The 23,860-nt window shown below is 70.3% G+C and carries 21 protein-coding genes and 1 tRNA gene; 6 read left to right on the top strand and 16 right to left on the bottom strand.

The window, feature by feature from the left end; all coding sequences use genetic code 11:
• Positions 1 to 32: 32 nt before the first annotated feature.
• Positions 33 to 698, bottom strand: a complete 666-nt coding sequence (locus tag KUV85_RS16060; RefSeq protein WP_219960894.1) for a hypothetical protein — start codon at positions 696 to 698, stop codon at positions 33 to 35.
• Positions 699 to 898: 200 nt separating this feature from the next.
• Positions 899 to 980 (bottom strand) — tRNA-Tyr (locus KUV85_RS16055).
• A 95-nt stretch (positions 981 to 1,075) separates the two neighbouring features.
• Between KUV85_RS16055 and KUV85_RS16050 the strand changes: the two genes are divergently transcribed.
• From KUV85_RS16050 to rarD, 6 genes are all read left to right on the top strand, one after another.
• Positions 1,076 to 1,567 (top strand): YajQ family cyclic di-GMP-binding protein, encoded by a 492-nt coding sequence (locus KUV85_RS16050; RefSeq protein ID WP_219960893.1) that lies wholly within the window; start codon positions 1,076 to 1,078, stop codon positions 1,565 to 1,567.
• Positions 1,568 to 1,580: 13 nt separating this feature from the next.
• The gene (locus tag KUV85_RS16045; RefSeq protein ID WP_219960892.1) at positions 1,581 to 2,051 is read left to right on the top strand and encodes an SRPBCC domain-containing protein; all 471 of its coding nucleotides are present in this window, start codon (positions 1,581 to 1,583) and stop codon (positions 2,049 to 2,051) included.
• A 223-nt stretch (positions 2,052 to 2,274) separates the two neighbouring features.
• The gene (locus KUV85_RS16040) at positions 2,275 to 4,230 is read left to right on the top strand and encodes a 2-oxoacid:acceptor oxidoreductase subunit alpha (RefSeq protein WP_219960891.1); all 1,956 of its coding nucleotides are present in this window, start codon (positions 2,275 to 2,277) and stop codon (positions 4,228 to 4,230) included.
• Between the two features lie 88 nt (positions 4,231 to 4,318).
• A complete protein-coding gene (locus KUV85_RS16035) occupies positions 4,319 to 5,419 on the top strand; it encodes a 2-oxoacid:ferredoxin oxidoreductase subunit beta (protein ID WP_219960890.1) in 1,101 nt (366 codons plus the stop codon).
• 171 nt (positions 5,420 to 5,590) lie between these two features.
• Positions 5,591 to 6,640, top strand: coding sequence for a ribosome small subunit-dependent GTPase A (rsgA, locus tag KUV85_RS16030; protein WP_219960889.1), 1,050 nt, complete (start codon positions 5,591 to 5,593; stop codon positions 6,638 to 6,640).
• A gap of 55 nt (positions 6,641 to 6,695) precedes the next feature.
• Entirely contained in the window at positions 6,696 to 7,604 is a 909-nt protein-coding gene (gene rarD / locus KUV85_RS16025; RefSeq protein ID WP_219960888.1) for an EamA family transporter RarD, read from the top strand.
• A 4-nt stretch (positions 7,605 to 7,608) separates the two neighbouring features.
• On the opposite strand, the gene KUV85_RS16020 is transcribed toward rarD, so the two are convergent.
• The 14 genes from KUV85_RS16020 to KUV85_RS15955 are packed head-to-tail and all read right to left on the bottom strand — an operon-like array spanning position 7,609 to position 23,859.
• Positions 7,609 to 8,640, bottom strand: a complete 1,032-nt coding sequence (locus tag KUV85_RS16020; protein ID WP_219960887.1) for a polyprenyl synthetase family protein — start codon at positions 8,638 to 8,640, stop codon at positions 7,609 to 7,611.
• Complete coding sequence (gene nuoN, locus KUV85_RS16015; protein ID WP_219960886.1) at positions 8,637 to 10,229, bottom strand: NADH-quinone oxidoreductase subunit NuoN; 1,593 nt, start codon at positions 10,227 to 10,229, stop codon at positions 8,637 to 8,639. Before nuoN ends, KUV85_RS16020 begins: the two co-directional genes overlap by 4 nt.
• The gene (locus tag KUV85_RS16010; RefSeq protein WP_219960885.1) at positions 10,229 to 11,746 is read right to left on the bottom strand and encodes an NADH-quinone oxidoreductase subunit M; all 1,518 of its coding nucleotides are present in this window, start codon (positions 11,744 to 11,746) and stop codon (positions 10,229 to 10,231) included. The genes nuoN and KUV85_RS16010 overlap by 1 nt, the downstream gene beginning before the upstream one ends.
• Complete coding sequence (gene nuoL, locus KUV85_RS16005; protein WP_219960884.1) at positions 11,746 to 13,695, bottom strand: NADH-quinone oxidoreductase subunit L; 1,950 nt, start codon at positions 13,693 to 13,695, stop codon at positions 11,746 to 11,748. Before nuoL ends, KUV85_RS16010 begins: the two co-directional genes overlap by 1 nt.
• A gap of 7 nt (positions 13,696 to 13,702) precedes the next feature.
• A complete protein-coding gene (gene nuoK, locus KUV85_RS16000) occupies positions 13,703 to 13,996 on the bottom strand; it encodes an NADH-quinone oxidoreductase subunit NuoK (RefSeq protein ID WP_219960883.1) in 294 nt (97 codons plus the stop codon).
• The gene (locus KUV85_RS15995; RefSeq protein ID WP_219960882.1) at positions 13,993 to 14,796 is read right to left on the bottom strand and encodes an NADH-quinone oxidoreductase subunit J; all 804 of its coding nucleotides are present in this window, start codon (positions 14,794 to 14,796) and stop codon (positions 13,993 to 13,995) included. The genes nuoK and KUV85_RS15995 overlap by 4 nt, the downstream gene beginning before the upstream one ends.
• Positions 14,793 to 15,431 carry an NADH-quinone oxidoreductase subunit NuoI gene (gene nuoI, locus KUV85_RS15990; RefSeq protein ID WP_219960881.1) on the bottom strand — a complete coding sequence of 213 codons (639 nt, stop codon included), beginning with the start codon at positions 15,429 to 15,431 and terminating at the stop codon, positions 14,793 to 14,795. The genes KUV85_RS15995 and nuoI overlap by 4 nt, the downstream gene beginning before the upstream one ends.
• Positions 15,424 to 16,698: an NADH-quinone oxidoreductase subunit NuoH gene (gene nuoH / locus KUV85_RS15985; RefSeq protein WP_219960880.1), complete on the bottom strand. Its 1,275-nt coding sequence runs from the start codon at positions 16,696 to 16,698 to the stop codon at positions 15,424 to 15,426. Before nuoH ends, nuoI begins: the two co-directional genes overlap by 8 nt.
• Positions 16,698 to 19,145 (bottom strand): NADH-quinone oxidoreductase subunit G, encoded by a 2,448-nt coding sequence (locus KUV85_RS15980; RefSeq protein ID WP_219960879.1) that lies wholly within the window; start codon positions 19,143 to 19,145, stop codon positions 16,698 to 16,700. The genes nuoH and KUV85_RS15980 overlap by 1 nt, the downstream gene beginning before the upstream one ends.
• A complete protein-coding gene (nuoF, locus tag KUV85_RS15975) occupies positions 19,142 to 20,443 on the bottom strand; it encodes an NADH-quinone oxidoreductase subunit NuoF (protein ID WP_219960878.1) in 1,302 nt (433 codons plus the stop codon). The genes KUV85_RS15980 and nuoF overlap by 4 nt, the downstream gene beginning before the upstream one ends.
• Entirely contained in the window at positions 20,443 to 21,264 is an 822-nt protein-coding gene (gene nuoE / locus KUV85_RS15970; protein ID WP_219960877.1) for an NADH-quinone oxidoreductase subunit NuoE, read from the bottom strand. The genes nuoF and nuoE overlap by 1 nt, the downstream gene beginning before the upstream one ends.
• Positions 21,261 to 22,604, bottom strand: coding sequence for an NADH-quinone oxidoreductase subunit D (locus KUV85_RS15965; RefSeq protein ID WP_219960876.1), 1,344 nt, complete (start codon positions 22,602 to 22,604; stop codon positions 21,261 to 21,263). Before KUV85_RS15965 ends, nuoE begins: the two co-directional genes overlap by 4 nt.
• Complete coding sequence (locus tag KUV85_RS15960; RefSeq protein WP_219960875.1) at positions 22,601 to 23,308, bottom strand: NADH-quinone oxidoreductase subunit C; 708 nt, start codon at positions 23,306 to 23,308, stop codon at positions 22,601 to 22,603. Before KUV85_RS15960 ends, KUV85_RS15965 begins: the two co-directional genes overlap by 4 nt.
• Complete coding sequence (locus KUV85_RS15955; RefSeq protein WP_219960874.1) at positions 23,305 to 23,859, bottom strand: NuoB/complex I 20 kDa subunit family protein; 555 nt, start codon at positions 23,857 to 23,859, stop codon at positions 23,305 to 23,307. Before KUV85_RS15955 ends, KUV85_RS15960 begins: the two co-directional genes overlap by 4 nt.
• Position 23,860 lies beyond the last annotated feature (1 nt).

Genomic DNA, 23,860 nt, shown 5'->3' with positions numbered 1-23,860 from the left:
GACCTACTGACGGTGCGGCGAGAACCCGACCGCTAGCTCCACAACCGACGACGGAGCCAGCCTTCCCTGCTCTGTGTGCCGTTGGCCTTCTTGGGCGGCAGCGTGCCACTGCGAGACCAGCGCAGACCGGCTGAGTCGATGAACGACAGTCTGACTTGCGCCTTGAGTGGGTTCAGATCATCGAACGCGATCGGAACCGCGACACGAATCGTCCGCTCCGATTGAGGCGGCAAGACCTTGGCGACCAACTCGATCGGAGTGTGCTCCCACCGCGGAGGCCCCTCTATCGGTCTTGTCGCGGAAGTGCGCCAAGAGCCAGACAATGTCACGCGACATCGCCCGATCGGCTCGTTGCCGTTGTTGACCAGCTTCACCTCGAATATGGTCAACTCGCGAGCGATAACCACCTTGGTGTCGCCGTTCTCGGAGCGTCCCTCGTAGTCGTCCTGCCGATCAAAGAGCCGACCCCGCCCGAGATACTTCTCGCCCATGTCACCGGGCGACGACTCGGCGTGCTTTCCAACGTGCCCACCCACCTGCGCCCAGACGAGTCGCGCCTGCGCAACCTCCCGCGCAGTGACGCTGTCCTGATAGGCGCGGCGGGCGATATTCACGTTCACGATCGAGTATCCGCCGACGACGAGAGCGGTCAACGCGGCGATCCACGCCGGGGCGTTGTCGCCAATCCAGTCCAGCACGAAGGTGAGCCTAGTCACTGAACATCAGGCTGGATCGCCCTTCAGCGATCGGGAAGCGTCCCCAAGTCGGCCCCCGCGCAGCCTTTGGAGCACCGAGGGCGTGATCGCCTCCTGGGCGTTCCAGTCCCACGCTTGTACCAATGACCCCAGGAATGAGACCGCCCCTCACCTGTCACCCAGGTGAGGGGCGGTTCTGTCGGTGGCAGGTGAAGGATTCGAACCTTCGAAGTCAATGACGGCTGATTTACAGTCAGCTCCCTTTGGCCGCTCGGGCAACCTGCCGGGTCGTCGGCGGGGGCGGCAGTCCGCGACCCCGGACGACGCGTCACAATAGCGCAGCACCCCCGACCCCCACGAATCTGCCCCAGGTGATCCGCATGGCCGACTCCTCCTTCGACATCGTCAGCAAGATCGACCGCCAGGAGGTCGACAACGCGCTGGGCCAGACGGCGCGGGAGATCGCCACCCGCTACGACTTCAAGGGCACCGGGGCCACGATCGCCTGGCAGGGCGAGGACGCGATCGTCATCTCCAGCAGCGCCGAGGAGCGCACCAAGGCCGCCTACGACGTGTTCCAGCAGAAGCTGGTCAAGCGCCAGGTCAGCCTCAAGGTCCTCGACGCCTCCGACCCCAAGCAGTCGGGCAAGGACTACAAGATGGCCATCGCCCTCAAGGAGGGCATCCGCACCGAGGACGCCAAGAAGATCTCCAAGCTGATCCGCGACGAGGGCCCCAAGGGCGTCAAGGCCCAGGTCCAGGGCGACGAGCTGCGGGTGTCGAGCAAGAAGCGTGACCACCTCCAGGAGGTCATCGCCCTGGTCAAGGACCAGGACTACGACTTCGCCGTCCAGTTCACCAACTACCGCTGAGCAACGCCGCACGATGAGCGATCCGCGGGCATCGGTCGAGATCGACGCACCGCTCGAGGTGGTCTGGCAGGTGATGCTGGACACCGCGTCGTACGCCGCGTGGAACCCGTTCGTGGTCGGCGCGGAGACCGCCGAGCCGCCGGCGGTGGGCAACCCGATCGTGCTGCACGTCCGGTGGGCCGACGGCTCGCGCACGACCTCCCCGGAGCGGATCACCGCGATCGAGCCCCCGGTCACGGACACCGAGGGCACGGTGACGGCGCGCCTGAGCTACGTCTACGAGGGCTGGCCCGCCCGGCTCGGGCTCGTCCGCGGCACCCGGCACCAACGGCTCACGCAGCGCCCCGGCGGACCGACGACGTACGACACCGTCGAGGAGTTCTCCGGACCGCTGGTCCGGTTCGCCGGCCCGGGCCGGGTGGCGGACGGCTTCCGACGGCACGCGGAGGCCCTTCGGAGCCATGCGGAGCGCCTCGCGCCCTGACGGGGTGGGCGACCTCACACCACTCGTCCCTCTCAGTGGCTGGCGACGGCTGGGGACCGACTCGCCCGGGGACTACCCTTGACAACGAGAGACGTTGGACGTGTGACACAGGGAACTGGACAGGTGTCCGGGGCAAACTGGAACACGTTCTAGAATCGCTGGCGATGGGCCCCGCCCGCCGGACCACCACCGCCATCGTCGTGTGAGGAAGTTGGACCCAGACGTGAGTGAGACCAAAGAGGTCAAGCAGCTGGACCGGGTGATCATCCGGTTCGCCGGTGACTCCGGTGACGGCATGCAGTTGACCGGTGACCGCTTCACCCAGGAGTCGGCCGTGTTCGGCAACGACCTGGTGACGTTGCCGAACTTCCCGGCCGAGATCCGCGCCCCCCAAGGGACGCTGCCGGGTGTCTCGTCGTTCCAGGTGCACTTCGCCGACCACGACATCCTGACCGCCGGCGACCGGCCCGACGTGCTGGTGGCGATGAACCCGGCTGCGCTGAAGGCCAACATCGACGACCTGCCCAAGGGCGCGGCGATCATCGTGGACACCCACGACTTCACCAAGCGCAACCTGACCAAGGCCGGCTACGAGACCAACCCCTTGGACCTGCTGGGCGACACCAACGACCCGCTGGGTGAGTTCCAGGTCCACCCGGTCGACCTGACCGGCATCACCGTGGAGGCGGTCAAGGAGTTCGGGCTGACCCGCAAGGAGTCCTCGCGGGCGAAGAACATGTTCGCGCTCGGGCTGCTGTCGTGGATGTACGGCCGCCCGGTCGAGTCCACGCTGGACTTCCTGGGCAAGAAGTTCGCCAAGGCCCCCGACATCCGCGACGCCAACATCGCGGCGTTCAAGGCGGGCTGGAACTACGGCGAGACCACCGAGACCTTCGTCGTGCAGTACGAGGTCAAGCCGGCCAAGCTGCCCCAGGGCACCTACCGCAACATCACCGGCAACCTGGCGCTGTCCTACGGCCTGGTGGCTGCCGGGGTCCGTTCGAAGCTGCCGGTCGTACTGGGCTCCTACCCGATCACGCCGGCCTCGGACGTGCTGCACGAGCTGTCCAAGCACAAGGGCTTCAACGTCACCACCTTCCAGGCCGAGGACGAGATCGCCGGCATCGGCGCGGCCGTGGGCGCAGCGTTCGGCGGCGCACTCGGCGTGACCACCACGTCGGGTCCGGGCATCGCGTTGAAGTCGGAGACGATCGGGCTGGCGGTGATGACCGAACTGCCACTGCTGGTCATCGACGTGCAGCGCGGTGGCCCCTCGACGGGGCTGCCGACCAAGACCGAGCAGGCCGACCTGATGCAGGCGATGTACGGCCGCAACGGCGAGGCGCCGGTCCCGATCGTGGCGCCCCAGTCGCCCGGCGACTGCTTCGCCGCCGCGGTGGAGGCCGCGCGGATCGCGATCACCTACCGCACGCCGGTGATGCTGCTGTCCGACGGCTATCTCGCCAACGGTTCCGAGCCGTGGGCCATCCCCGACGTGGAGGACCTGCCGGCGATCGACCCGGACTTCGCCACCGAGCCCAACCACAGCACCGGGGACGACACCGACCCCGACTTCTGGCCCTACCTGCGTGACCCCGAGACGCTCGCGCGACCGTGGGCGATCCCGGGCACCGCGGGGCTGGAGCACCGCATCGGTGGCCTGGAGAAGGGCGACGGGCACGGCAACATCTCCTACGACCCGGCCAACCACGACCTCATGGTCCGCACCCGGGCGGAGAAGATCGCCCGGATCGCCGACAGCTTCCCGCCGCTGGCCGTGGACGACCCCACCGGCGACGCCAAGGTGCTGGTCATCGGGTGGGGCTCCACCTACGGCCCCATCGGCGCCGCCTGCCGCCGCGTACGCCGCGCCGGCTACCAGGTCGCCCAGACCCACCTGCGCCACCTCAACCCCTTCCCCCAGGACCTCGGCGAGGTCCTCGCCCGCTACGACAAGGTGCTGGTGCCCGAGATGAACCTCGGCCAGCTCTCGAAGCTGCTGCGGGCGGAATACCTCGTCGACGCGGTCGGCTACAACCAGGTCCGTGGCCTGCCGCTGAAGGCCGCCGAGCTCGCCGAGGCCGTCGGCCGGCTGGTCGGCGAGGCCGAGGGCATCGACGTCGACCTGGGCGAACACGGACTCAACCTTCCCTCCGACCACGAGGAGGCATCCGTCTGATGGATGCGAGGAGCCCCCGCGGAGGTAGCGCGAGGAACGAGGGCTGCCGGAGCGAGGCACCGCAGCATCCATCGAAGGAGGAACACTGATGAGCATCGATCTGGGCGTGCCCGGCCAGCGCACCGGCAACGAGCTGGTGCCCGGCACTGACGAGAAGCAGACCGGCAAGGACTTCACCTCCGACCAAGAGGTCCGCTGGTGCCCCGGCTGCGGCGACTACGCCGTCCTCAAGGCCGTGCAGTCCTTCCTGCCCGACCTCGGCCTGCGCCGGGAGAACATCGTGTTCATCTCCGGCATCGGCTGCAGCTCCCGGTTCCCCTACTACCTCGACACCTACGGGATGCACTCCATCCACGGCCGCGCCCCCACCATCGCCACCGGCCTGGCCACCGCACGCGAAGACCTCTCGGTCTGGGTCGTCACCGGCGACGGCGACGCCCTCTCCATCGGCGGCAACCACCTCATCCACACCCTGCGCCGCAACGTGAACATGACCATCCTGCTGTTCAACAACCGCATCTACGGCCTCACCAAGGGCCAGTACTCCCCCACCAGCGAAGTCGGCAAGGTCACCAAGTCCACCCCCGTCGGCTCCCTGGACCACCCCTTCAACCCGGTGTCGCTGGCCCTGGGCGCCGAGGGCACCTTCGTGGCCCGCACCATCGACAGCGACCGCAAGCACCTCACCGCCGTCCTCCAGGCCGCCGCCGCACACCGCGGCACCTCCCTGGTCGAGATCTACCAGAACTGCCCCATCTTCAACGACGGCGCCTTCGACGCCATCAAGGACCGCGACACCAAGGAACACGCCATCATCCCCCTCGTCCACGGCGAACCCATCACCTTCGGCACCCTTGATGAGGACACCGGCCACGGCGACAAGGGACTGGTCCGCAACACCGCCGGCGGCGTCGACGTCGCCCAGGTCGCCGAGGTCGGCATCGACCAGGTCATCGTCCACGACGCCCACCACGACGACCCCTCCACCGCCTTCGCCATCTCCCGCCTCACCGACGCCGGCTACCTCAACCGCTCCCCCATCGGCATCTTCCGCCAGGTCGAACGCCCCACCTACGACGACCTCGCCCGCCAGCAGGTCGCGATGGCCGCCGACACCGAGGGCGATGGCACCCCCGAGGACCGACTCGCCGCGCTGATCAGCGCCGGCGACACCTGGCAGGTCGACTGACCGAGGTCTCGACACCGCTCGCTGCACTCGCGGGCTCGACCACCAAGGGGACCCAACTGGGCCTTGCTGGTCGAGCCGGCGCCGCGAGGGACGAGCGGCGACGTGTCGAGACCACCGAGCACGCACGAAAACCGGTGGCCCGGCGCGCCGTACGACGGATAACTTCGCGGCATGGACGCACTGGAGGCGATCGGTCTCGACGCGGGGATCCGTGCCGAGCTGGCGGCGTACGACGGCCGGCCGGCCCGCGTGGTCCGCACCGACCGCGGGCGCGTCACCGCACTCGTCTCCGACGGCACGGTGCGGGCCGGCGTCCCCGCCGGGGCGCCCACCCCGGTCACCGGTGACTGGGTCGCGGTGGCGGGCGACCCGCCCGTGGTGGTCGGCAGCGCCGAGCGTCGTGGCGCCCTGACCAGGCCGCGGCCCCACGGAGATCGTGCCGAGGCGTCACCGGAGCAGGTGCTGGCAGCCAACGTCGACCTGGTCGCCCTCGTCACCCCGGTCGACACCGCGCCGAACCTGCGCCGTGTCGAGCGCGGTGTCGTGATGGCCTACGAGTCCGGCGCCACGCCGCTGGTGTTGGCGACCAAGACCGACCTGGCCGCGGACCTCGCGGGGACCATGGCGACGCTCGAGGAGGCGTGCGTGGGGGTCGAGGTGCTCGCCACCTCGGCGGTGACCGGCGCCGGCATCGACACGCTGGCCGCCCACCTCGCGACGGGCCGGACGGCGGTGCTCCTGGGCGCCTCCGGCGTCGGGAAGTCGACCTTGGTCAATGCGCTGCTCCAGGCGGACGTCATGGCGACCCGGGAGGTGCGCGGTGACCACAAGGGGCGCCACACGACCACGCACCGCGAGTTGCTGGTCGTCCCGGGTGGCGGGGCGGTGATCGACACCCCGGGGCTGCGCAGCCTCACGCTCGGCGGCGACGACACCGGGCGCGACCTGGCCTTCCCCGACGTGGCCGAGCTCGCCGAGCAGTGCCACTTCCACGACTGCCGCCACGACACCGAGCCCGGCTGCGCAGTGCAGCAGGCGGTGGCCGACGGCGGGCTCGCCGCCGACCGCTTCGAGGGGTGGCGGCGCATCCGCGCAGCGAACGAGAACGCGGTGCTGCGGGCCGACCCCGCCGCGCACCGGCGCGAGTCCAAGCGACTGGGGCGGATGTACCGCGAGGCGCAGGCCGCCGCGCGGTACAAGAGCCGGCACGGACGCCGGTGACTCCGGCGGTCCCGCGGATACGTCGCCAGGCGGCGGGCTGGCCTACGATCCGGCAGTGACGTCCACCCGCTCCGGCTACCTCTACGGGGTCGCGGCGTACGGCTTGTGGGGCGCGTTCCCGCTCTACTTCCCGCTGCTCCAGCCCGGCGGCGCCGGCGAGATCCTCGCCCACCGCATCCTGTGGTCGGCGGTCACGCTGGTCCTGCTGGTCGTCGCGCTTCGGCGGGGACGTCGCCTGGCCGATCTCGCACGGGACCGCCGTACGGCGCTGTTCCTGCTGGCGGCCGCGGTGGTGATCAGCCTCAACTGGGGTGGCTTCATCTTCGGCGTGACCTCGGGCCGGGTGGTCGAGGTGTCACTGGGGTACTTCATCAACCCGCTGGTCTCGATGCTGCTGGGCGTGCTCGTGCTGGGCGAGCGGATGCGGCCGGCGCAGTGGGTGGCGATCGGCATCGGCGCCCTGGCGTGCGGGGTGCTGACCTGGGACTACGGGCGCCTGCCGTGGGTGGCGCTGCTGCTGGCCTTCAGCTTCGGCACCTACGGGTTGTGCAAGAAGAAGGCCAATGCCGGCGCGATCGAGTCGCTGACCTTCGAGACCGTGCTGGTCGCACCCGTCGCCGTGGCGTGGGTCGCGTGGCTGTGGCTCACCGGCAACGGCCACTTCACCACCGAGGGCCCCGGGCACGCGGTGCTGCTGATGACCGCGGGCCTGGTGACGGCCGTGCCGCTGCTGTGCTTCGGTGCCGCCGCGACCCGCATCCCGCTCAGCGCGATCGGCCTGCTGCAGTACATCGCGCCGATCTCCCACTTCCTGCTCGGCATCACCGTCTTCGACGAGGTGATGCCGGCCGGCCGCTGGGCCGGCTTCTGCCTGGTCTGGCTGGCACTGGCGGTCTTCACCACCGACGCGCTCCGGGCACGGCACCGGCGGAGTGTGCTGGTGCGGCAGGCGGCCGCACCGTAGGACCTCAGGCCGAGCGGACCGCCACGACGTCGGCGAAGTCCTCCAGCGCCGCCCGCACCGAGCCCTCCGGCAGTGCCGTCAGCAGCTCCTTGGCCTCCTGGGCACGGCCCACGACGTAGGAGCGGGCCTCCTCCATCGCGGGGTGGACCCGCAGCAGGCGCAGTGCCTCGGCGTGACGGTCGTCGTCGGTCAGGTCACCGGCGAGGAGCTCCTTGAGCCGGGCGTCCGCGGGGTCGGTCGAGGCCTGCGCCAGCAGCACCGGCAGCGTCGGCACGCCCTCGCGGAGGTCGGTGCCCGGGGTCTTGCCCGACTCCTCGGTCTCGGAGGCGATGTCGAGGATGTCGTCGGAGAGTTGGAAGGCCGTGCCGACCAGCTCGCCGTACGCCGTGAGCGCGGCGACGACCGTGGGGTCGGCGCCGCCGAACATCGCGCCGTAGCGCGCGGAGGTGGCGATGAGCGACCCGGTCTTGCCCGCGACGACCTCGAGGTAGTGCTCCAGCGGGTCCTCGTCGGGGCCAGGCTCGACGGTCTCGAGGATCTGGCCCTCGACGAGCCGCGCGAAGGTCTCGGCCTGGATCCGCACCGCGTCCGGGCCCAGCTGCGAGGTGAGCTCGGAGGACTTGGCGAAGAGGAAGTCGCCGGTGAGGATCGCGACCAGGTTGTCGTAGCGCGCGTTGGCCGAGGCCTCGCCGCGCCGCAGCTCGGCCTCGTCCATCACGTCGTCGTGGTAGAGCGACCCGACGTGGGTGATCTCCACGACGCACGCCGCGGTCTGCACCTCCGGTGCCTCCGGGTGCGGGCCGGACTCGGCGGCCAGCAGCACCAGCAGCGGCCGGAACCGCTTGCCGCCGGCGGCGAGCAGGTGGCGCGCCGCGTCGGTGACGTACGCCGTCCGGCCCTGCGCGTGGTGGTACAGCGCCTCCTCGACAGCCTCCATGCGGGTGCGGAGGCGGTCGGCCAGCGCCGTGTCGTCGATCGGCAGGGCCAACTCGGCGGGGCTCGGCCCCACTGCGGACCCGGTCGAGGAGTGACTCACCTGATGAAGTCTCCCGCATGGCCGACCCAGTCGAACACCGGGCCCGGGTAGATGCCGAGCACGACGGTCGCGGCCAGGCAGAGCCCGATGGTGCCGACCGTCAGCACCGACGGCTGCACGACGGCGACGTCGCTGTCGGGGCTGGGGTCGGCGAAGAACATGGTCCGGATGGTGCGCACGTAGAAGAAGATCGCCACCACGCTGGCACCGATCGCGACCGCGACCACCGGCCAGGCGCCGGCGGCACCCGCGCTGGTGAAGACCGCCCACTTGCCGACGAAGCCCGAGGTGAGCGGGATGCCGGCCATGGAGAGCAGGAAGAGCGCGAACGCACCGCCCACCAGCGGGGCCCGGCGGCCCAGCCCGTTCCAGTGGTGCAGCGACGTCGCCTCACCGGAGGGGTCACGCACCATGGAGACGAGCGCGAAGGCGCCGAGCATGGCGAACCCGTAGGTCGTCAGGTAGAACAGCACCGCCTCGAGGGAGGAGAACTGGCCGGGCCCGAGCTGGTCGGCGCCCTGCACGCCCAGCACACCGGTGAGGATGAACCCGGTGTGGGCGATCGAGGAGTAGGCCAGCATCCGCTTCACGTCGCTCTGCGCCACGGCGAGGGCGGCGCCCACGACCATGCTGGCGATCGCCACCACCCACAGCACCGGCTCCCAGCTCCAGCGCTCGGGACCGAAGGCGACGTAGAGCAGCCGCAGCAGCGCACCGAAGGCAGCGACCTTGGTGCCGGCGGACATGAACGCCGTGACCGCGGTCGGCGCCCCCTGGTAGACGTCCGGGGTCCACGCCTGGAACGGCGCCGCACCGACCTTGAAGAACAGGCCGACGGTCAGCAGCGCGATGCCGGCGAGCAGCAGGCCGTGGTTGTCGCCACCGGCCCGGACCGCGTCGTGGATGCCGGCGAAGGACATCGAGCCCGCATAGCCGTAGACGAGCGCCGCGCCGTAGAGGAAGAACCCGGAGGAGAAGGCGCCGAGCAGGAAGTACTTCATCGCCGCCTCCTGGCTCAGCAGCCGGCGACGGCGCGCGAGGCCACAGAGCAGGTAGAGCGGGAGGGAGAGGACCTCCAGCGCGACGAACATGATCAGCAGGTCGCCCGAGGCCGGGAAGAGCAGCATGCCCAGGACCGCGAACAGCAGCAGCGGGTAGACCTCGGTGTGCTCCCAGCCCCGTGCGGACACCTCACGCTCGGCGTCGGTGCCGGGCAGTGCCGACGCCTGGCCTGAGAAGGCGGTCACGCCGCCCTCGAGCTGGCGCTCGGCGAACAGGGCGACGCCGCCGATGCCGAAGACCAGCAGCAGCGCCCACAGGTAGACCGTCGGACCGTCGACGACGATGCTGCCCTCGGCCCCGACGATGCCGCGGGCGGCGCCGTCGGCGTGCTCGGGCAGGTCGAAGGCCACCATGATCGTGGCGACGAACGCGGCGACGAGCGTCACCGCGGCCAGCAGGGCCTGGGGCAGCAGCCGACGCTGCCGGGGCAGGAACGCCTCGAGCAGGACGCCGAGGACCCCGCCGCCGAAGACGATGATCAGCGGCAGCAGCTCGAAGTACTCGATGGTCGGGTTCACGAAGTCCATCAGTGCGCCTCCTCGCCGCTCGCGTGCTCACCGCTCACGACGGGTGGGTCGTCGCTGACCCCCACCTCCGTGAGCAGGTCGCCGATCATCGGGTTGCTGACGTCGAGCAGCGGACCCGGGAAGAACCCGAAGAACACCAGGGCCGCCACGAGCGGGACGACGGCCGCCAGCTCACGGACGCCGAGGTCCTTCGCGTCCGCCACGGCCGGTGTGGTCGGACCGGTCATCGTGCGCTGGTAGAGCCACAGCACGTAGATCGCGGCGAGCACGATGCCCGTGACCGCGACCGCACCGGCCCACCAGGCGTAGTCGAACGCCGAGAGCAGCACGAGGAACTCGCTGATGAAGGGGCTGAGCCCGGGCAGGCCGAGCGTGGCCAGGCCGGCGATCAGGAAGAGGCCGGCGAGCACCGGCGTGACCTTCTCCATGCCGCCCATCTCGCGGATGCTCATGGTGCCGCTGCGGTGGTAGACGTAGCCGGCCAGCAGGAACAGCCCGGCGGTCGCGAGCCCGTGGTTGACCATGTAGAGGATCGCGCCGGAGCCGCCCTGGGTGGTGAAGGCGAAGATGCCGAGGGTGATGAAGCCGAAGTGGCTCAGCGAGGTGAGCCCGATCAGCCGCAGCACGTCGTCCTGGCCGATGGCCAGCAGCGCGCCGTAGACGATGGAGACCAGCGCCAGGGTGATCACCAGCGGCGTCGCCCACTGCGAGGCCTCGGGGAAGAGCCCGAGGCAGAAGCGCAGCATGCCGAAGGTGCCGATCTTGTCCAGCACGCACACCAGCAGCGTGGAGGTGCCCGGGGTGGCCTTCTCGGTGGTGTCGGCCAGCCAGGTGTGGACCGGGAACAGCGGCGCCTTCACCGCGAAGGCGAAGAAGAACCCGGCGAAGAGCCAGCGGCCCGCCTCGGTGCCGATGTCGAGTGCGGCCAGGTCGGTGAGCAGGTAGGACGGCTCACCGGCCTCGGCGGAGACGACGTAGAGCCCGATCACCGCCGCGAGCAGCACCAGGCCGCCGGCGAGCTGGAACATCAGGAACTTCAGCGCCGCGGCACCGCGTCCGTCGCGGCCGAAGCCACCGACGAGGAAGTACGCCGGGATCAGCGTGGCCTCGAAGACGACGTAGAAGAGGAACACGTCAGTGGCGGTGAAGACCGCCAGCGAGAGGGCCTCCAGCGCCAACGTCCAGGCGATGAAGCTGCGCGGACCGCGGCCCGACTCGTCCTCGACGGTGAGCCACTCCGCGACCAGCACGATCGGCACCAGCACGGTGGTGAGCAGCACCATCAGCAGGCCGAGGCCGTCCAGGCCCACGGCGTAGTGCACGCCGAGCGCCTCGATCCAGTCGGCGGTGTAGGTGAACTGCATGCCGCCGTCGAGCTGGTACTGCGCCGCGGCGACCAGGCTGATCGCCAGCGTCACGAGCGCGACGCCCAGGCCGGCGGGCTTGCTGAGCCGCTGCGGCAGCAGCGCCACCGCGAGGGCACCCACCAGGGGCAGAGCGATGAGCAGGGAGAGCATCAGAGGTTCACCGCCACGATGATCAGCACGAGCAGCAGCGCGCCGCCGAGCACGGACAGGGCATAGGAGCGGACGTAGCCGGTCTGGGTACGCCGCAGCACCGCTCCGAGGGCACCGATCATCGTGCCGCCGCCGGTGACGGCGCCGTCGATGAGGGCCTTGTCGGTGGCCACGGCGGTCCGCACCAGGTGCCGACCGGGCCCGACCACGAGCGCCTCGTTGATGTCGTCGCCGTAGACGTCACGACGGGCGGCGCGGGTGAGGAAGGAGACCTCGCTCGGCGCCTCCCGCGGCACGGCCTGGCGACCGAAGAGCCAGAACGCGAGCGCGACGCCGACCGCCACCGTCGCCACGGTGATCATCGTGATCACGATGATCGGCAGCGGCGGCTCGTGGTGCTCGGCATGGCCGACCACCGGCTCGAGGAAGGTGACGATCCAGTCGCCGAGCACCAGGACACCGCCCAGCACCGAGAGGGCCGCGAGCACGACCAGCGGGCCGGTCATCACGGCAGGCGACTCGTGCGGGTGGGCGTCCTCGGCCCACCGCTTCTCGCCGAAGAAGGTCATCAGCATCAGGCGGGTCATGTAGAAACCGGTGATGCCGGCACCGAGCAGCGCGCAGACACCGACGACCCAGTTCTCCACCAGGGCGGTCTCGATGATCTTGTCCTTGGACCAGAACCCGGAGAAGCCGGGGAAGCCGATGATGGCCAGGTAGCCCATGGCGAAGGTCAGGAAGGTGACCGGCAGCATCTTCGACAGCCCGCCGTAGCGCCGCATGTCGACCTCGTCGTCCATCGCGTGCATGACCGACCCGGCGCCGAGGAACATGTTGGCCTTGAAGAAGCCGTGGGTGATCAGGTGGAAGATCGCGAAGGCGTAGCCCGCGACGCCGAGGCCCGCTCCGAGCATCATGTAGCCGATCTGGCTCATCGTGGACCCGGCCAGCGCCTTCTTGATGTCGTCCTTGGCGCACCCGATGACCGCACCCCACAGCAGCGTCACCACGGCCACGACGACCACGGCGGTCTGCGCGTGCGGCGCGAGCTCGAAGATGAAGTTGGAGCGCACGATCAGGTAGACGCCGGCGGTGACCATCGTGGCGGCGTGGATGAGGGCCGAGACCGGGGTCGGACCCTCCATCGCGTCCAGCAGCCAGGCCTGCAGCGGCACCTGGGCGGACTTGCCGCAGGCGCCGATGAGCAGCAGGACACCGAGGGCGGTCAGGGTGCCCTCCGCGGCGCCGGGGGCGGCCGCGCTGATCACGGTGAAGCTGGTGGACCCGAAGGTGACGAACGCGAGGAAGATCGCCAGCGACATCCCCATGTCACCGACGCGGTTGATGACGAAGGCCTTCTTGGCCGCGGCGGCCGCCGAGGGCTTGTGCTGCCAGAAGCCGATCAGCAGGTACGAGGCGAGGCCCACGCCCTCCCAGCCGAGGAAGACGCCGACGTAGTTCTCGGCGAGCACCAGCATCAGCATCGCGGCGACGAAGAGGTTCAGGTAGGCGAAGAACCGGCGCCGACGCACGTCGTGGGACATGTAGCCGATGGAGTAGATGTGGATCAGCGACCCGACACCGGTGATGAGCAGCAGGAACAGCGCGCTCAACGGGTCGTAGAGCAGGTCCATCCCGACGTGGAGCCCGCCCACGTCGATCCAGTCGTAGAGGTGTTGGCTGATCTGCCGGTCGTCATCGGCACGGCCGAGGAGGCGCAGGAACAGCACCAGGCTGATCGCGAAGGAGCCGAGCGCGGTGGCCGTGCCGAGCAGGTGGCCCCACCGGTCGGTGAGCCGACCGCCGACCAGCAGCACGACCGCTCCCAGCAGCGGCAGCGCGATGATCAGCCACAGCAGCGAGAAGGCGCCGTCGGCGACCGAGGGGTCCACGACCGGGACGTGCGGCTCCTCGGCGGCAGCGGACAGGGCAACGAGGGAGGGTGTCATCAGCGCCTCAGAACTTCAGCAGGCTCGCGTCGTCGACCGAGGCCGAGCGACGGGTCCGGAAGATGGTCATGATGATCGCCAGTCCGACGACGACCTCGGCCGCGGCGACCACCATCACGAAGAAGGCGGCCACCTGACCGTCGAGGTTGCCGTGCTGGCGGGCGAAGGCCACGAAGGCGAGGTTGCAGGCGTTGAGCATCAGCTCCACGCACATGAACACCACGATCGCGTTGCGCCGCGTCAGTACGCCGATGCCACCGATGGTGAACAGGATGGCCGACAGGACGACGTATTCGGTCATGCGTCCTCACCGTCCTCGTGGTCGACGGGGCCGTCGGGTGGCGTCCGGTCACCGCGGTCCTCGCGCCCCAGCAGGTCGCTGACGTCGTCGGCGGCGTCCGCGGCCGAGCCGACGTTGCCGCGGGCGGCGAGCACGCGGGACACCGACGAGGGGGCCGGGCTGCCGTCGGGCAGCAGCGCCGGGGTGTCGACGGCGTTGTGCCGGGCGTAGACACCGGGCGCCGGCAGGGAGCCGAGCGGCTTGTCCTCCTCGGTCAGCGCGCGGACGCGGTCCGCGGCCACCTCGGCCTGGCTGCGCTTGGGGTCGAGTCGTTCGCGGTGCGCGAGGACCATCGCCCCGACCGCGGCGGTGATCAGCAGCGCGGCGGTCGCCTCGAAGGCGATGACGTAGCGGGAGAGCATCAGGCCGGCCAGCCCCTCGACGTTGCCGGGGTCGTTGGCCTCCTCGAGGCCGACCGCGGCACCGAAGGACAGCTGGGCGAAGCCGACGACCAGCAGCACCACGAAGCCGAGGCCGACCGCCCAGGCAGACGCCCGCTGGCCGCGGATCGTCTCCACCAGGGAGTCGGAGGCGTCCACGCCGACGAGCATCACGACGAACAGGAACAGCATCAGGATCGCGCCGGTGTAGACGATGATCTGCACGGCGAACAGGAACGGCGCCTCGAGGACGGCGTACAGCACGGCGAGGCTGATCATCACCGTCGCCAGCAGCAGCGCGGCGTGCACGGCCTTGCGGACGAAGAGGATGCCCAGCGCCGCCGCCACCATCAGCGGGGCGAGGACCCAGAACGCGGTCACCGGGCCTCCCCCTGCTCGGTCAGCTGCTCGGTCATCGCGGCCGGGGCGCCGCCGGGGGCGTCGGCCTCGGGCGGCTCCGCGACGGGGGTGAACTCACCGCGGTAGTAGTCGACCTCGTCCTCGCCGAGCTTCATCTCGTGCGGCGGCTGCTCCATGCCGGGCAGCAGCGGCGCGAGCAGGTCGGACTTCTCATAGATCAGGTCCGCCCGGTTGTCGTCGGCCAGCTCGAACTCGTTGGTCATCGTCAGCGCGCGCGTCGGGCAGGCCTCGATGCACAGGCCGCACAGGATGCAGCGCAGGTAGTTGATCTGGTAGACGGCGCCGTAGCGCTCCCCCGGCGAGAACCGCTGGGAGTTGCCCGCGGCGTCGGGCTCGTCGCTGTTGGAGGCGCCCTCGACGTAGATGGCGTCCGCGGGGCACGCCCAGGCGCACAGCTCGCAGCCGACGCACTTCTCCAGGCCGTCGGGCCACCGGTTGAGCTGGTGGCGGCCGTGGAAGCGTGGCGCGGTCTGCTTGGGCTCCTTGGGGTACTGCTCGGTGACGGTCTTGCGGAACATCGTCCGGAACGTCACCCCGAACCCGGCGACCGGGTCCCAGAGCTGCTCCCTCAGGCTCTGGCCCTTCTCGTCACTCATGACTCTCCTCCGCGTCGGTTTCGAAGACCAGCGGCTGCGCCGAGCCGCGGACGGGGCCACCGGCCGGCATCGGCGGCACCGGGTAGCCGCCCTCCCGCGGGCCGGCCACGGTCGACTCCTCGTCGCGATCCGCCTTGGACTCGGGGATCAGCATCAGCAGCACGAACACCAGCGCCAGTCCGGCCGCGATGAACAGCAGCCCCTGCCGGTCCAGCTCCAGCTCGGGACGGATGAGCCGCATCGCGGCCACGGCCACGGTCCACGCCAGGGCGACCGGGATCAGCACCTTCCAGCCGAAGGCCATGAACTGGTCGTAGCGCAGCCGCGGCAGGGTGCCCCGGAGCCAGATGAAGATGTAGATGAAGAACAGGACCTTGCCGAAGAACCACAGCACCGGCCAGTAGCCCTCGTTGGCGCCCGCCCAGACCTCGTCGATCCAGAACGGCGCGGCCCAGCCGCCGAGGAACAGCGTCGTCGCCAGCGCGGAGACCGTGGCCATGTTGATGTACTCGGCGAGGAAGAACAGCGCGAACTTCAGCGAGGAGTACTCGGTGTGGAAGCCACCGACCAGCTCACCCTCGGCCTCGGGGAGGTCGAACGGCGCGCGGTTGGTCTCGCCCACCATCGAGATCACGTAGATCACGAAGGAGGGCAGCAGCACCAGGCCGAACCAGAGGTCGTCCTGCGCGGCGACGATCTCGCTGGTCGACATCGAGCCGGCGTACATGAACACGCTGACCAGCGCGAGCCCCATCGAGACCTCGTACGAGATCATCTGGGCGCTGGAGCGCAGACCGCCCAGCAGGGAGTACGTCGACCCGCTCGACCAGCCGCCGAGCACGATGCCGTAGATGCCGATCGAGGCGATCGCCATCACGAAGAGCACCGCCACCGGCATGTCGGTGAGCTGCAGCGGCGTCTGCACGCCGAAGAAGTTCACCTCCGGACCGAACGGGATCACGCTGAAGGTGACGAACGCCGGCACCGTGGCGACGACCGGGGCGATCAGGTAGACGGCCTTGTCGGCCGCCTTGGGGATGATGTCCTCCTTCAGCGCCAGCTTCACGCCGTCGGCCAACGACTGCAGCAGGCCGAAGGGGCCGTGCACGTTGGGCCCGATCCGGTGCTGCATCCGGGCCACGACCCGGCGCTCCCACCAGATGTTGAACAGCGTGAGCAGCACCAGGACCACGAAGACCAGCAGGGTCTTGATCAGCACGACCCACCACGGGTCGCCGCCGAAGAGTCCGAGGCCGTAGTCCTCCATCAGGACCCACTCCCCTCGTCGGTCTGACCATCCTCGCCGGTCACCCGGACGCGGCTGCCCGGCGACGCCAGGTCGCTGAGGACGCCCGCACCGAAGGAGTTGGCCGGCACCCACACGGTGTCCGCCGGCAGGTCGGCGACCTCGGCGGGGAGGGTGACCGAGCCGCGGTCACCGGTCAGCGTCACGGTCGGCCCGCAGGCGTCGTACACCCGCTGCGGCAGCAGCGCCACGACCGGACGGGCACTCGCCTCGAGGTACTTGTCACCGGCCTGCATCGACCCGTTGTCCAGCGAGAGCTTCCAGGTCGCCAGGCGAAGACCGTCACCGGCATCACCGGCTGTGCGAGGCGTCGAGTGCGAGGAGCGAGCCTCCGAGGTCTCGAGCCCCGGCCGCTCCCCGTCCCACGGCCCGAGCTGGGCCATCTCGCGGCGCGCCTCGGCGACGGTACGGAACCCGATCGGGTGGCCCATCTCCTCGGAGATGCCGGCCAGCACCCGGAGGTCGGGCAACGCACCCGGCTGCTCCATCGCGGCCTCGAAGGAGCGTGCGCGCCCCTCCCAGTTGACGAAGGTGCCGGCCTTCTGGCTGACCGCGGCGACGGGGAAGACCACGTCGGCGGCCCGGGTCACCTCGGTCTCGCGCAGGTCCAGCGCGACGACGAAACCAGCGGCCTCGACGGCCGCGCGCATCAGCTCGGGGTCGGCGGTGTCGGCGGGGTCGACGCCGCCCACGACCAGGCCACCGAGCTGTCCGGCCGCGGCGGCGGCCAGCATCGCGTCGGCGTCGCGGCCGGCGGTGTCGGGCAGGCCCTCGACGCCCCAGGCGGTGGCGACGTCGACACGGGCACTGGCGTCGGCGAGCGGGCGTCCTCCCGGGAGCAGCCACGGCAGGCAGCCGGCCTCGACCGCGCCACGGTCACCCGCACGACGCGGCACCCAGGCCAGCCGGGCACCGCTGCGGTCGGCGAGGTCGGCGGCCGCGGCCAGTGCCCCGGGCACGGTCGCGAGTCGTTCGCCGACCAGGACCACGGCGGAGCCGTCGAGCTCGTCGGCCAGGTCGGCCAGCGCGGCGGCCTCCTCACCGGGGGCGGTGCGCACCAACCGTGCCCCCAGCTTGCCGAGGCCGCGGGTGGTGTGGGGAGCGACGGCGACGACCTCGGTGCCGCCGGCGCGGACGGACTTGCGCAGCCGCAGGAAGATCGCGCCGGCCTCGTCCTCGGGCTCCAGACCGGCCAGCACCACGGTGCCGGCGCGCTCGAGGTCGGCGTAGGTCACGCCACCGCCGTCGGGCGTGGTGAGCGCGACGCGGGCGGCGAGGAACTCCGCCTCCTCGGCCGAGTGGGGCCGGGCGCGGAAGTCGACGTCGTTGGTGCCGACCGCCAGCCGCGCGAACTTGCCGTAGGCGTAGGCGTCCTCGGCGATGAGCCGACCGCCCGGGAGTACGCCGACACCGCCGGCGTCGCGGGCAGCCGCCAGGCCGCGGGCCGCCACCACGAAGGCCTCCGGCCACGACGCCGGACGCAGCTGGCCGTCCTCGTCACGGACCTGCGGATGCGTCAGGCGGTCCGCAGCGGCCGCGTAGGTGAAGGCGAAGCGGTCCTTGTCGGTGATCCACTCCTCGTTGACCTCGGGGTCGTTGCCGGCCAGGCGGCGCATCACCGTGCCGCGGCGGTGGTCGACACGGATCGCCGACCCGCAGGCGTCGTGCTCGGCGATCGCGGGCGTGGAGACCAGGTCGAAGGGACGGGACCGGAAGCGGTACTGGGCCGAGGTGAGCGCGCCCACCGGGCAGATCTGGATCACGTTGCCGGAGAAGTAGGAGAGGAACGGCGCGTCCTCGGCGATGCCGATCTGCTGCTCCGCACCCCGCTCGAGCAGCGCGATGAACGGGTCACCGGCGATCTCGTCGGCGAACCGGGTGCAGCGCTGGCACACGATGCAGCGCTCGCGGTCCAGCAGCACGTTGGGCGCGAGGTTGATCGGCTTGGGGAAGGTGCGCTTGACGTTCTGGTGCTGGCCGCTGTTGAAGCGGGACTCGCCGCGACCGTTGCTCATCGCCTGGTTCTGCAGCGGGCACTCGCCGCCCTTGTCGCACACCGGGCAGTCCAACGGGTGGTTGATCAGCAGGAACTCCATCACGCCCTGCTGGGCCTTGTCGGCGACCTCGCTGGTGGCCTGCGTGTTGATGACCATCCCATCGGCGACCGGCTGGGTGCACGAGGCGATCGGCTTGGGGAAGCCGCGTCCGTTGCCCGCGTCGGGGATGTCGACCAGGCACTGACGGCAGGCGCCCACCGGCTCCAGCAGCGGGTGGTCGCAGAACCGCGGGATCTCCACGCCGACCTGCTCGGCGGCGCGGATCACCAAGGTGTCCTTGGGCACCGAGACCTGGACGCCGTCGATGGTGACGTTGACCAGGTCGGTCCGCTCGACCTCACCGGCGCTCATGCCGGCACCTCCGTCCCGGCCCACGCGGTCGACCGCGCGGGATCGAAGGGGCACCCACCCTCGGTGAGGTGGGCGAGGTACTCCTCGCGGAAGTACTTGATCGAGCTCGAGATCGGGCTCGTCGCACCGTCACCCAGGGCACAGAAGGAGCGGCCCAGGATGTTGTCGCACTGGTCCAGCAGCAGGTCGAGGTCGGCCTCGTCGCCCTCGCCGCGCTCGAGCCGCGCCAGGGTCTGCACCAGCCACCAGGTGCCCTCACGGCACGGGGTGCACTTGCCGCAGGACTCGTGCTTGTAGAACTCCGTCCACCGCAGCACGGCCCGCACCACGCAGACGGTGTCGTCGAAGACCTGCAGCGCCCGGGTGCCGAGCATGGAGCCCGCCTCCCCGATCGCCTCGAAATCCAGCGGCACGTCGAGGTGCTCGTCGGTGAGGATCGGCGTACTGGAGCCGCCGGGTGTCCAGAACTTCAGCTCGTGGCCCTCGCGGACCCCGCCGGCGAGGTCGAGCAGCTGGCGCAGCGTGATGCCCAACGGCGCTTCGTACTGTCCCGGCTTCCGCACGTGGCCCGAGAGCGAGAAGATCCCGTAGCCCTTGGACTTCTCGGTGCCCATGGAGCTGAACCAGTCCGCACCGTTGGCCACGATGCTGGGCACCGACGCGATCGACTCGACGTTGTTGATCACCGTCGGGCTGGCGTAGAGGCCGGCGACCGCGGGGAACGGCGGCCGGAGCCGCGGCTGCCCGCGGCGACCCTCCAGTCCCTCCAGCAGCGCGGTCTCCTCACCGCAGATGTAGGCGCCCGCACCGGCGTGGACGACCACGTCGAGGTCGAACCCCGACCCGTGTATGTCCTTGCCGAGGTGGCCGGCGGCGTACGCCTCGGCCACGGCGGCCTGCACGCGCCGGATCACGTGGGCGACCTCGCCACGGATGTAGATGAAGGCCTTGTTGGCACGGATGGCATAGGAGCTGACGATGACGCCCTCGACGAGCACGTGGGGGTTGGCCATCATCAGCGGGATGTCCTTGCAGGTCCCCGGCTCGGACTCGTCGGCGTTGACGACGAGGTACTTCGGCTTGGGGTTGTCCTGGGGGATGAAGGACCACTTCATGCCGGTGGGGAAGCCCGCGCCGCCGCGTCCGCGGAGGCCGGCCTCCTTGACCATCTCGATGATGGCGTCCTGCTCCGTGCCGAACGCCGCGTCGAGCGACCCGTAGCCGCCCTTGGCTTCATACGACGCGAGCTTCCAGGACTGCTCCACGTCCCACATGTCGGTGAGGACCGGGGTCAACATCAGGCGTCACCTTCCTCGGCATCGGTGCGCTCGGCCGGGCTCCCGGCGCCGGGCTTCTGCTCGGCGACGGTGTCGGACTCGGCACGCTGGGTGTCCGCGTCGGCGACCGCGCCCTCCTTGGACCCGGGCAGCTCGGTGGCACCGGAGGCCTGCGGGTCCGGGGCGGTCCAGCCGCGCTCGCGGGCGATCGCCAGGCCGACGGTGCTCGCGGGTCCGGCGGCGGGTCCCTCGTCCACGCGGCCGTCGGGGAAGCCGGCCAGCACCCGTTCGGTCTCGCGCCAGGTGCACAGGCGGGGGCCGCGGCTCGCGGTGACCTCCTCGCCGGCACGGAGCCGGTCGACCAGCTCGACCGCCGACTCGGGGGTCATGTTGTCCATGAACTCCCAGTTGACCATCATCACCGGGGCGTAGTCGCAGGCCGCGTTGCACTCGACGTGCTCGAGGGTGATCGACCTGCCGCCGGGCCCCTCCTCGGTCGTCTCGTCGTTGCCGACGCCGAGGTGGTCCTGCAGCCGCGCCAGGATCTGGTCGCCGCCCATCACCGCGCACAGCGTGTTGGTGCACACCCCGACGTGGTAGTCGCCGACCGCGTGCCGCTTGTACATGGTGTAGAACGTCGCGACGCCGTTGACGTCCGCGGCGCTGATGTCGAGGATCTCCGCGCAGGTCTCGATGCCCTCGGGAGTGACCTTGCCCTGCACCGACTGCACCAGGTGCAGCATCGGCAGCAGGCCCGAGCGCTTCTCGGGGTAGCGGGCCGCGATCTCGCGCAGCTCGCCGATCGTGGTCTCGTCCAGCTCCGGCGTACTCGCCTCAGTCATCGGTCGACGCCTCCCATCACCGGGTCCACCGAGGCGATCGCGACCACCACGTCGGAGAGCATGCCGCCCTCGCTCATCACGCCCACGGCCTGCAGGTTGTTGAACGACGGGTCCCGGAAGTGGGCCCGTGCCGGGCGGGTGCCGCCGTCGGAGACGACGTGGCACCCGAGCTCGCCGCGCGGGGACTCCACCGGGACGTAGGCCTGACCGGGCGGCACCCGGAAGCCCTCGGTCACCAGCTTGAAGTGGTGGATCAGTGCCTCCATCGACTCGCCCATGATGTGGCGGATGTGGTCGAGGCTGTTGCCCATGCCGTCGCTGCCGATCGCGAGCTGGCTGGGCCAGGCGATCTTCTTGTCCGCCACCATGACGGGGTCGCCCGACATCTTCTCCAGCCGGTCGACGGCCTGCTCGACGATCCGCAGCGACTCCCACATCTCGTTCAGGCGCAACCGGAAGCGGCCGTAGGAGTCGCAGGTGTCCCAGGTCTGCACGTCGAAGTCGTAGGTCTCGTAGCCGCAGTAGGGCTGCACCTTGCGCAGGTCCCACGGGTAGCCGGCGCTGCGCAGGATCGGTCCGGTGAGGCCCAGCGCGAGGCAGCCCTCGAGCTCGAGGTGGCCCACGCCCTGCAGCCGCGCCTTGAAGATCGGGTTGGCGTTGCACAGGGCGGCGTACTCCGGGAGACGCTTCTTCAGCAGCGCGATCAGGTCGCGCAGCTTCTCGATCGCCCCGTCGGGCAGGTCCTGGGCGACGCCACCGGGGCGGAAGTAGGCGTGGTTCATCCGGAGCCCGGTGATGAGCTCGAACAGGTCGAGCACGGCCTCGCGGTCGCGGAAGCCGACGGTCATCACCGTCAGTGCGCCGATCTCCATGCCGCCGGTCGCGATGCAGACCAGGTGGGAGGAGATGCGGTTGAGCTCCATCAGGAGCACCCGCAGCGTCTGCGCCTTCTCAGGGATGTCGTCCTCGATGTCGAGCAGCCGCTCCACGCCGAGCACGTAGGTCATCTCGTTGTAGAACGGCGCGAGGTAGTCCATCCGGGTGCAGAAGGTGACGCCCTGCACCCAGGAGCGGTACTCCATGTTCTTCTCGATGCCGGTGTGGAGGTAGCCGATGCCGGCACGGGCCTCGGTCACCGACTCGCCGTCGAGCTCGAGGATGAGTCGCAGCACGCCGTGGGTGGACGGGTGCTGGGGACCCATGTTGACCACGACGCGCTCCTCGGCGTCGCCATCGGCGAGACCGGCGGCGATCTCGCCCCAGTCCTGCCCGGTGACGGTGAAGACGCGGCCCTCGTCGGTCTCGGTGGACCCGGCGAAGGGATCCTGCTGGGTCGTCATGAGTACTCCCTCCGCTCGTCGGGGGGTGGGACGGTCGCTCCCTTGTACTCCACGGGGATGCCACCGAGGGGGTAGTCCTTGCGCTGCGGGTGGCCCGGCCAGTCGTCGGGCATCAGGATCCGCGTCAGCGCCGGGTGGTCGTCGAAGACGATGCCGAACATGTCGTAGGTCTCGCGCTCGTGCCAGTCGACCGAGGGGTAGATCCGGGTCAACGACGGCAGGTGGGCGTCGGCGTCGGGCACGCTGACCTCGACCCGGATGCGCCGGTTGTAGGTCATCGACGTCAGGTGGTAGGCCACGTGCATCTCGCGGCCCTCGTCGCCGGGGTAGTGCACGCCGCTGACGCTGGAGCACATCTCGAAGCGCAGCTTGGGGTCGTTGCGCAGCAGCCGGGCGACCTCGACGAGGTTCTCGCGCGCCACGTGGAAGGTGATCTCGCCACGGTGGATGACGACCCGTTCGATCAGCGGGTCGAGCACGTCGGCGACGTTGTCGAACCAGCCACCGAAGGGGCGCTGCGCGGCCGGCGGCAGGACCACCGGCTTGACCAGGCCGCCGTAGCCGCTGGTGTCACCGGACCCGGACGCGCCGAACATGCCGCGGCGCTCGCCCACGCGGCGTACCTCACCGGCCTGGGCGGGGACGTGGGTCTGGTGCTCCTCGGCGCTGGTGGGGTCGTCGCGACGCGAGGTCTCGTCACTCATCGCAGGAGCCCCTTCTGCTCGTGCGTGGGGATCGCGACCAGGCCCTCGGCCTCGAGCTGCTCGATCTGCGCGGTGCGGTTGGCGCCGAGCGGCTGGTGCTGCACCTGGTCGTGGAGCTTGAGGATGGCGTCGATGAGCATCTCCGGGCGCGGCGGGCAGCCGGGGAGGTACATGTCGACGGGGACGATGTGGTCCACGCCCTGCACCACGGCGTAGTTGTTGAACATGCCGCCCGAGGAGGCGCACACGCCCATGGCCAGCACCCACTTGGGCTCGACCATCTGGTCATAGATCTGGCGGACGACGGGCGCCATCTTCTGACTGACCCGGCCGGCCACGATCATCAGGTCGGCCTGGCGCGGGCTGGCCCGGAAGACCTCCATGCCGTAGCGCCCGAGGTCGTAACGCGGCGCACCGCTGGTCATCATCTCGATGGCGCAGCAGGCCAGCCCGAAGGTGGCGGGCCAGAAACTGGCCTTGCGCATGTAGCCGGCGACGCCCTCGACCGTGCTCAGCAGGATGCCGCTCGGCAGCTTCTCTTCGAGTCCCATT

Origin of the sequence: Nocardioides panacisoli, assembly GCF_019448235.1 — a bacterium.
Classification (GTDB): Bacteria; Actinomycetota; Actinomycetes; order Propionibacteriales; family Nocardioidaceae; genus Nocardioides; species Nocardioides panacisoli_A.
Note: the sequence above shows the minus strand (reverse complement) of the source record. Positions and strands in the feature narration are given on the sequence as shown.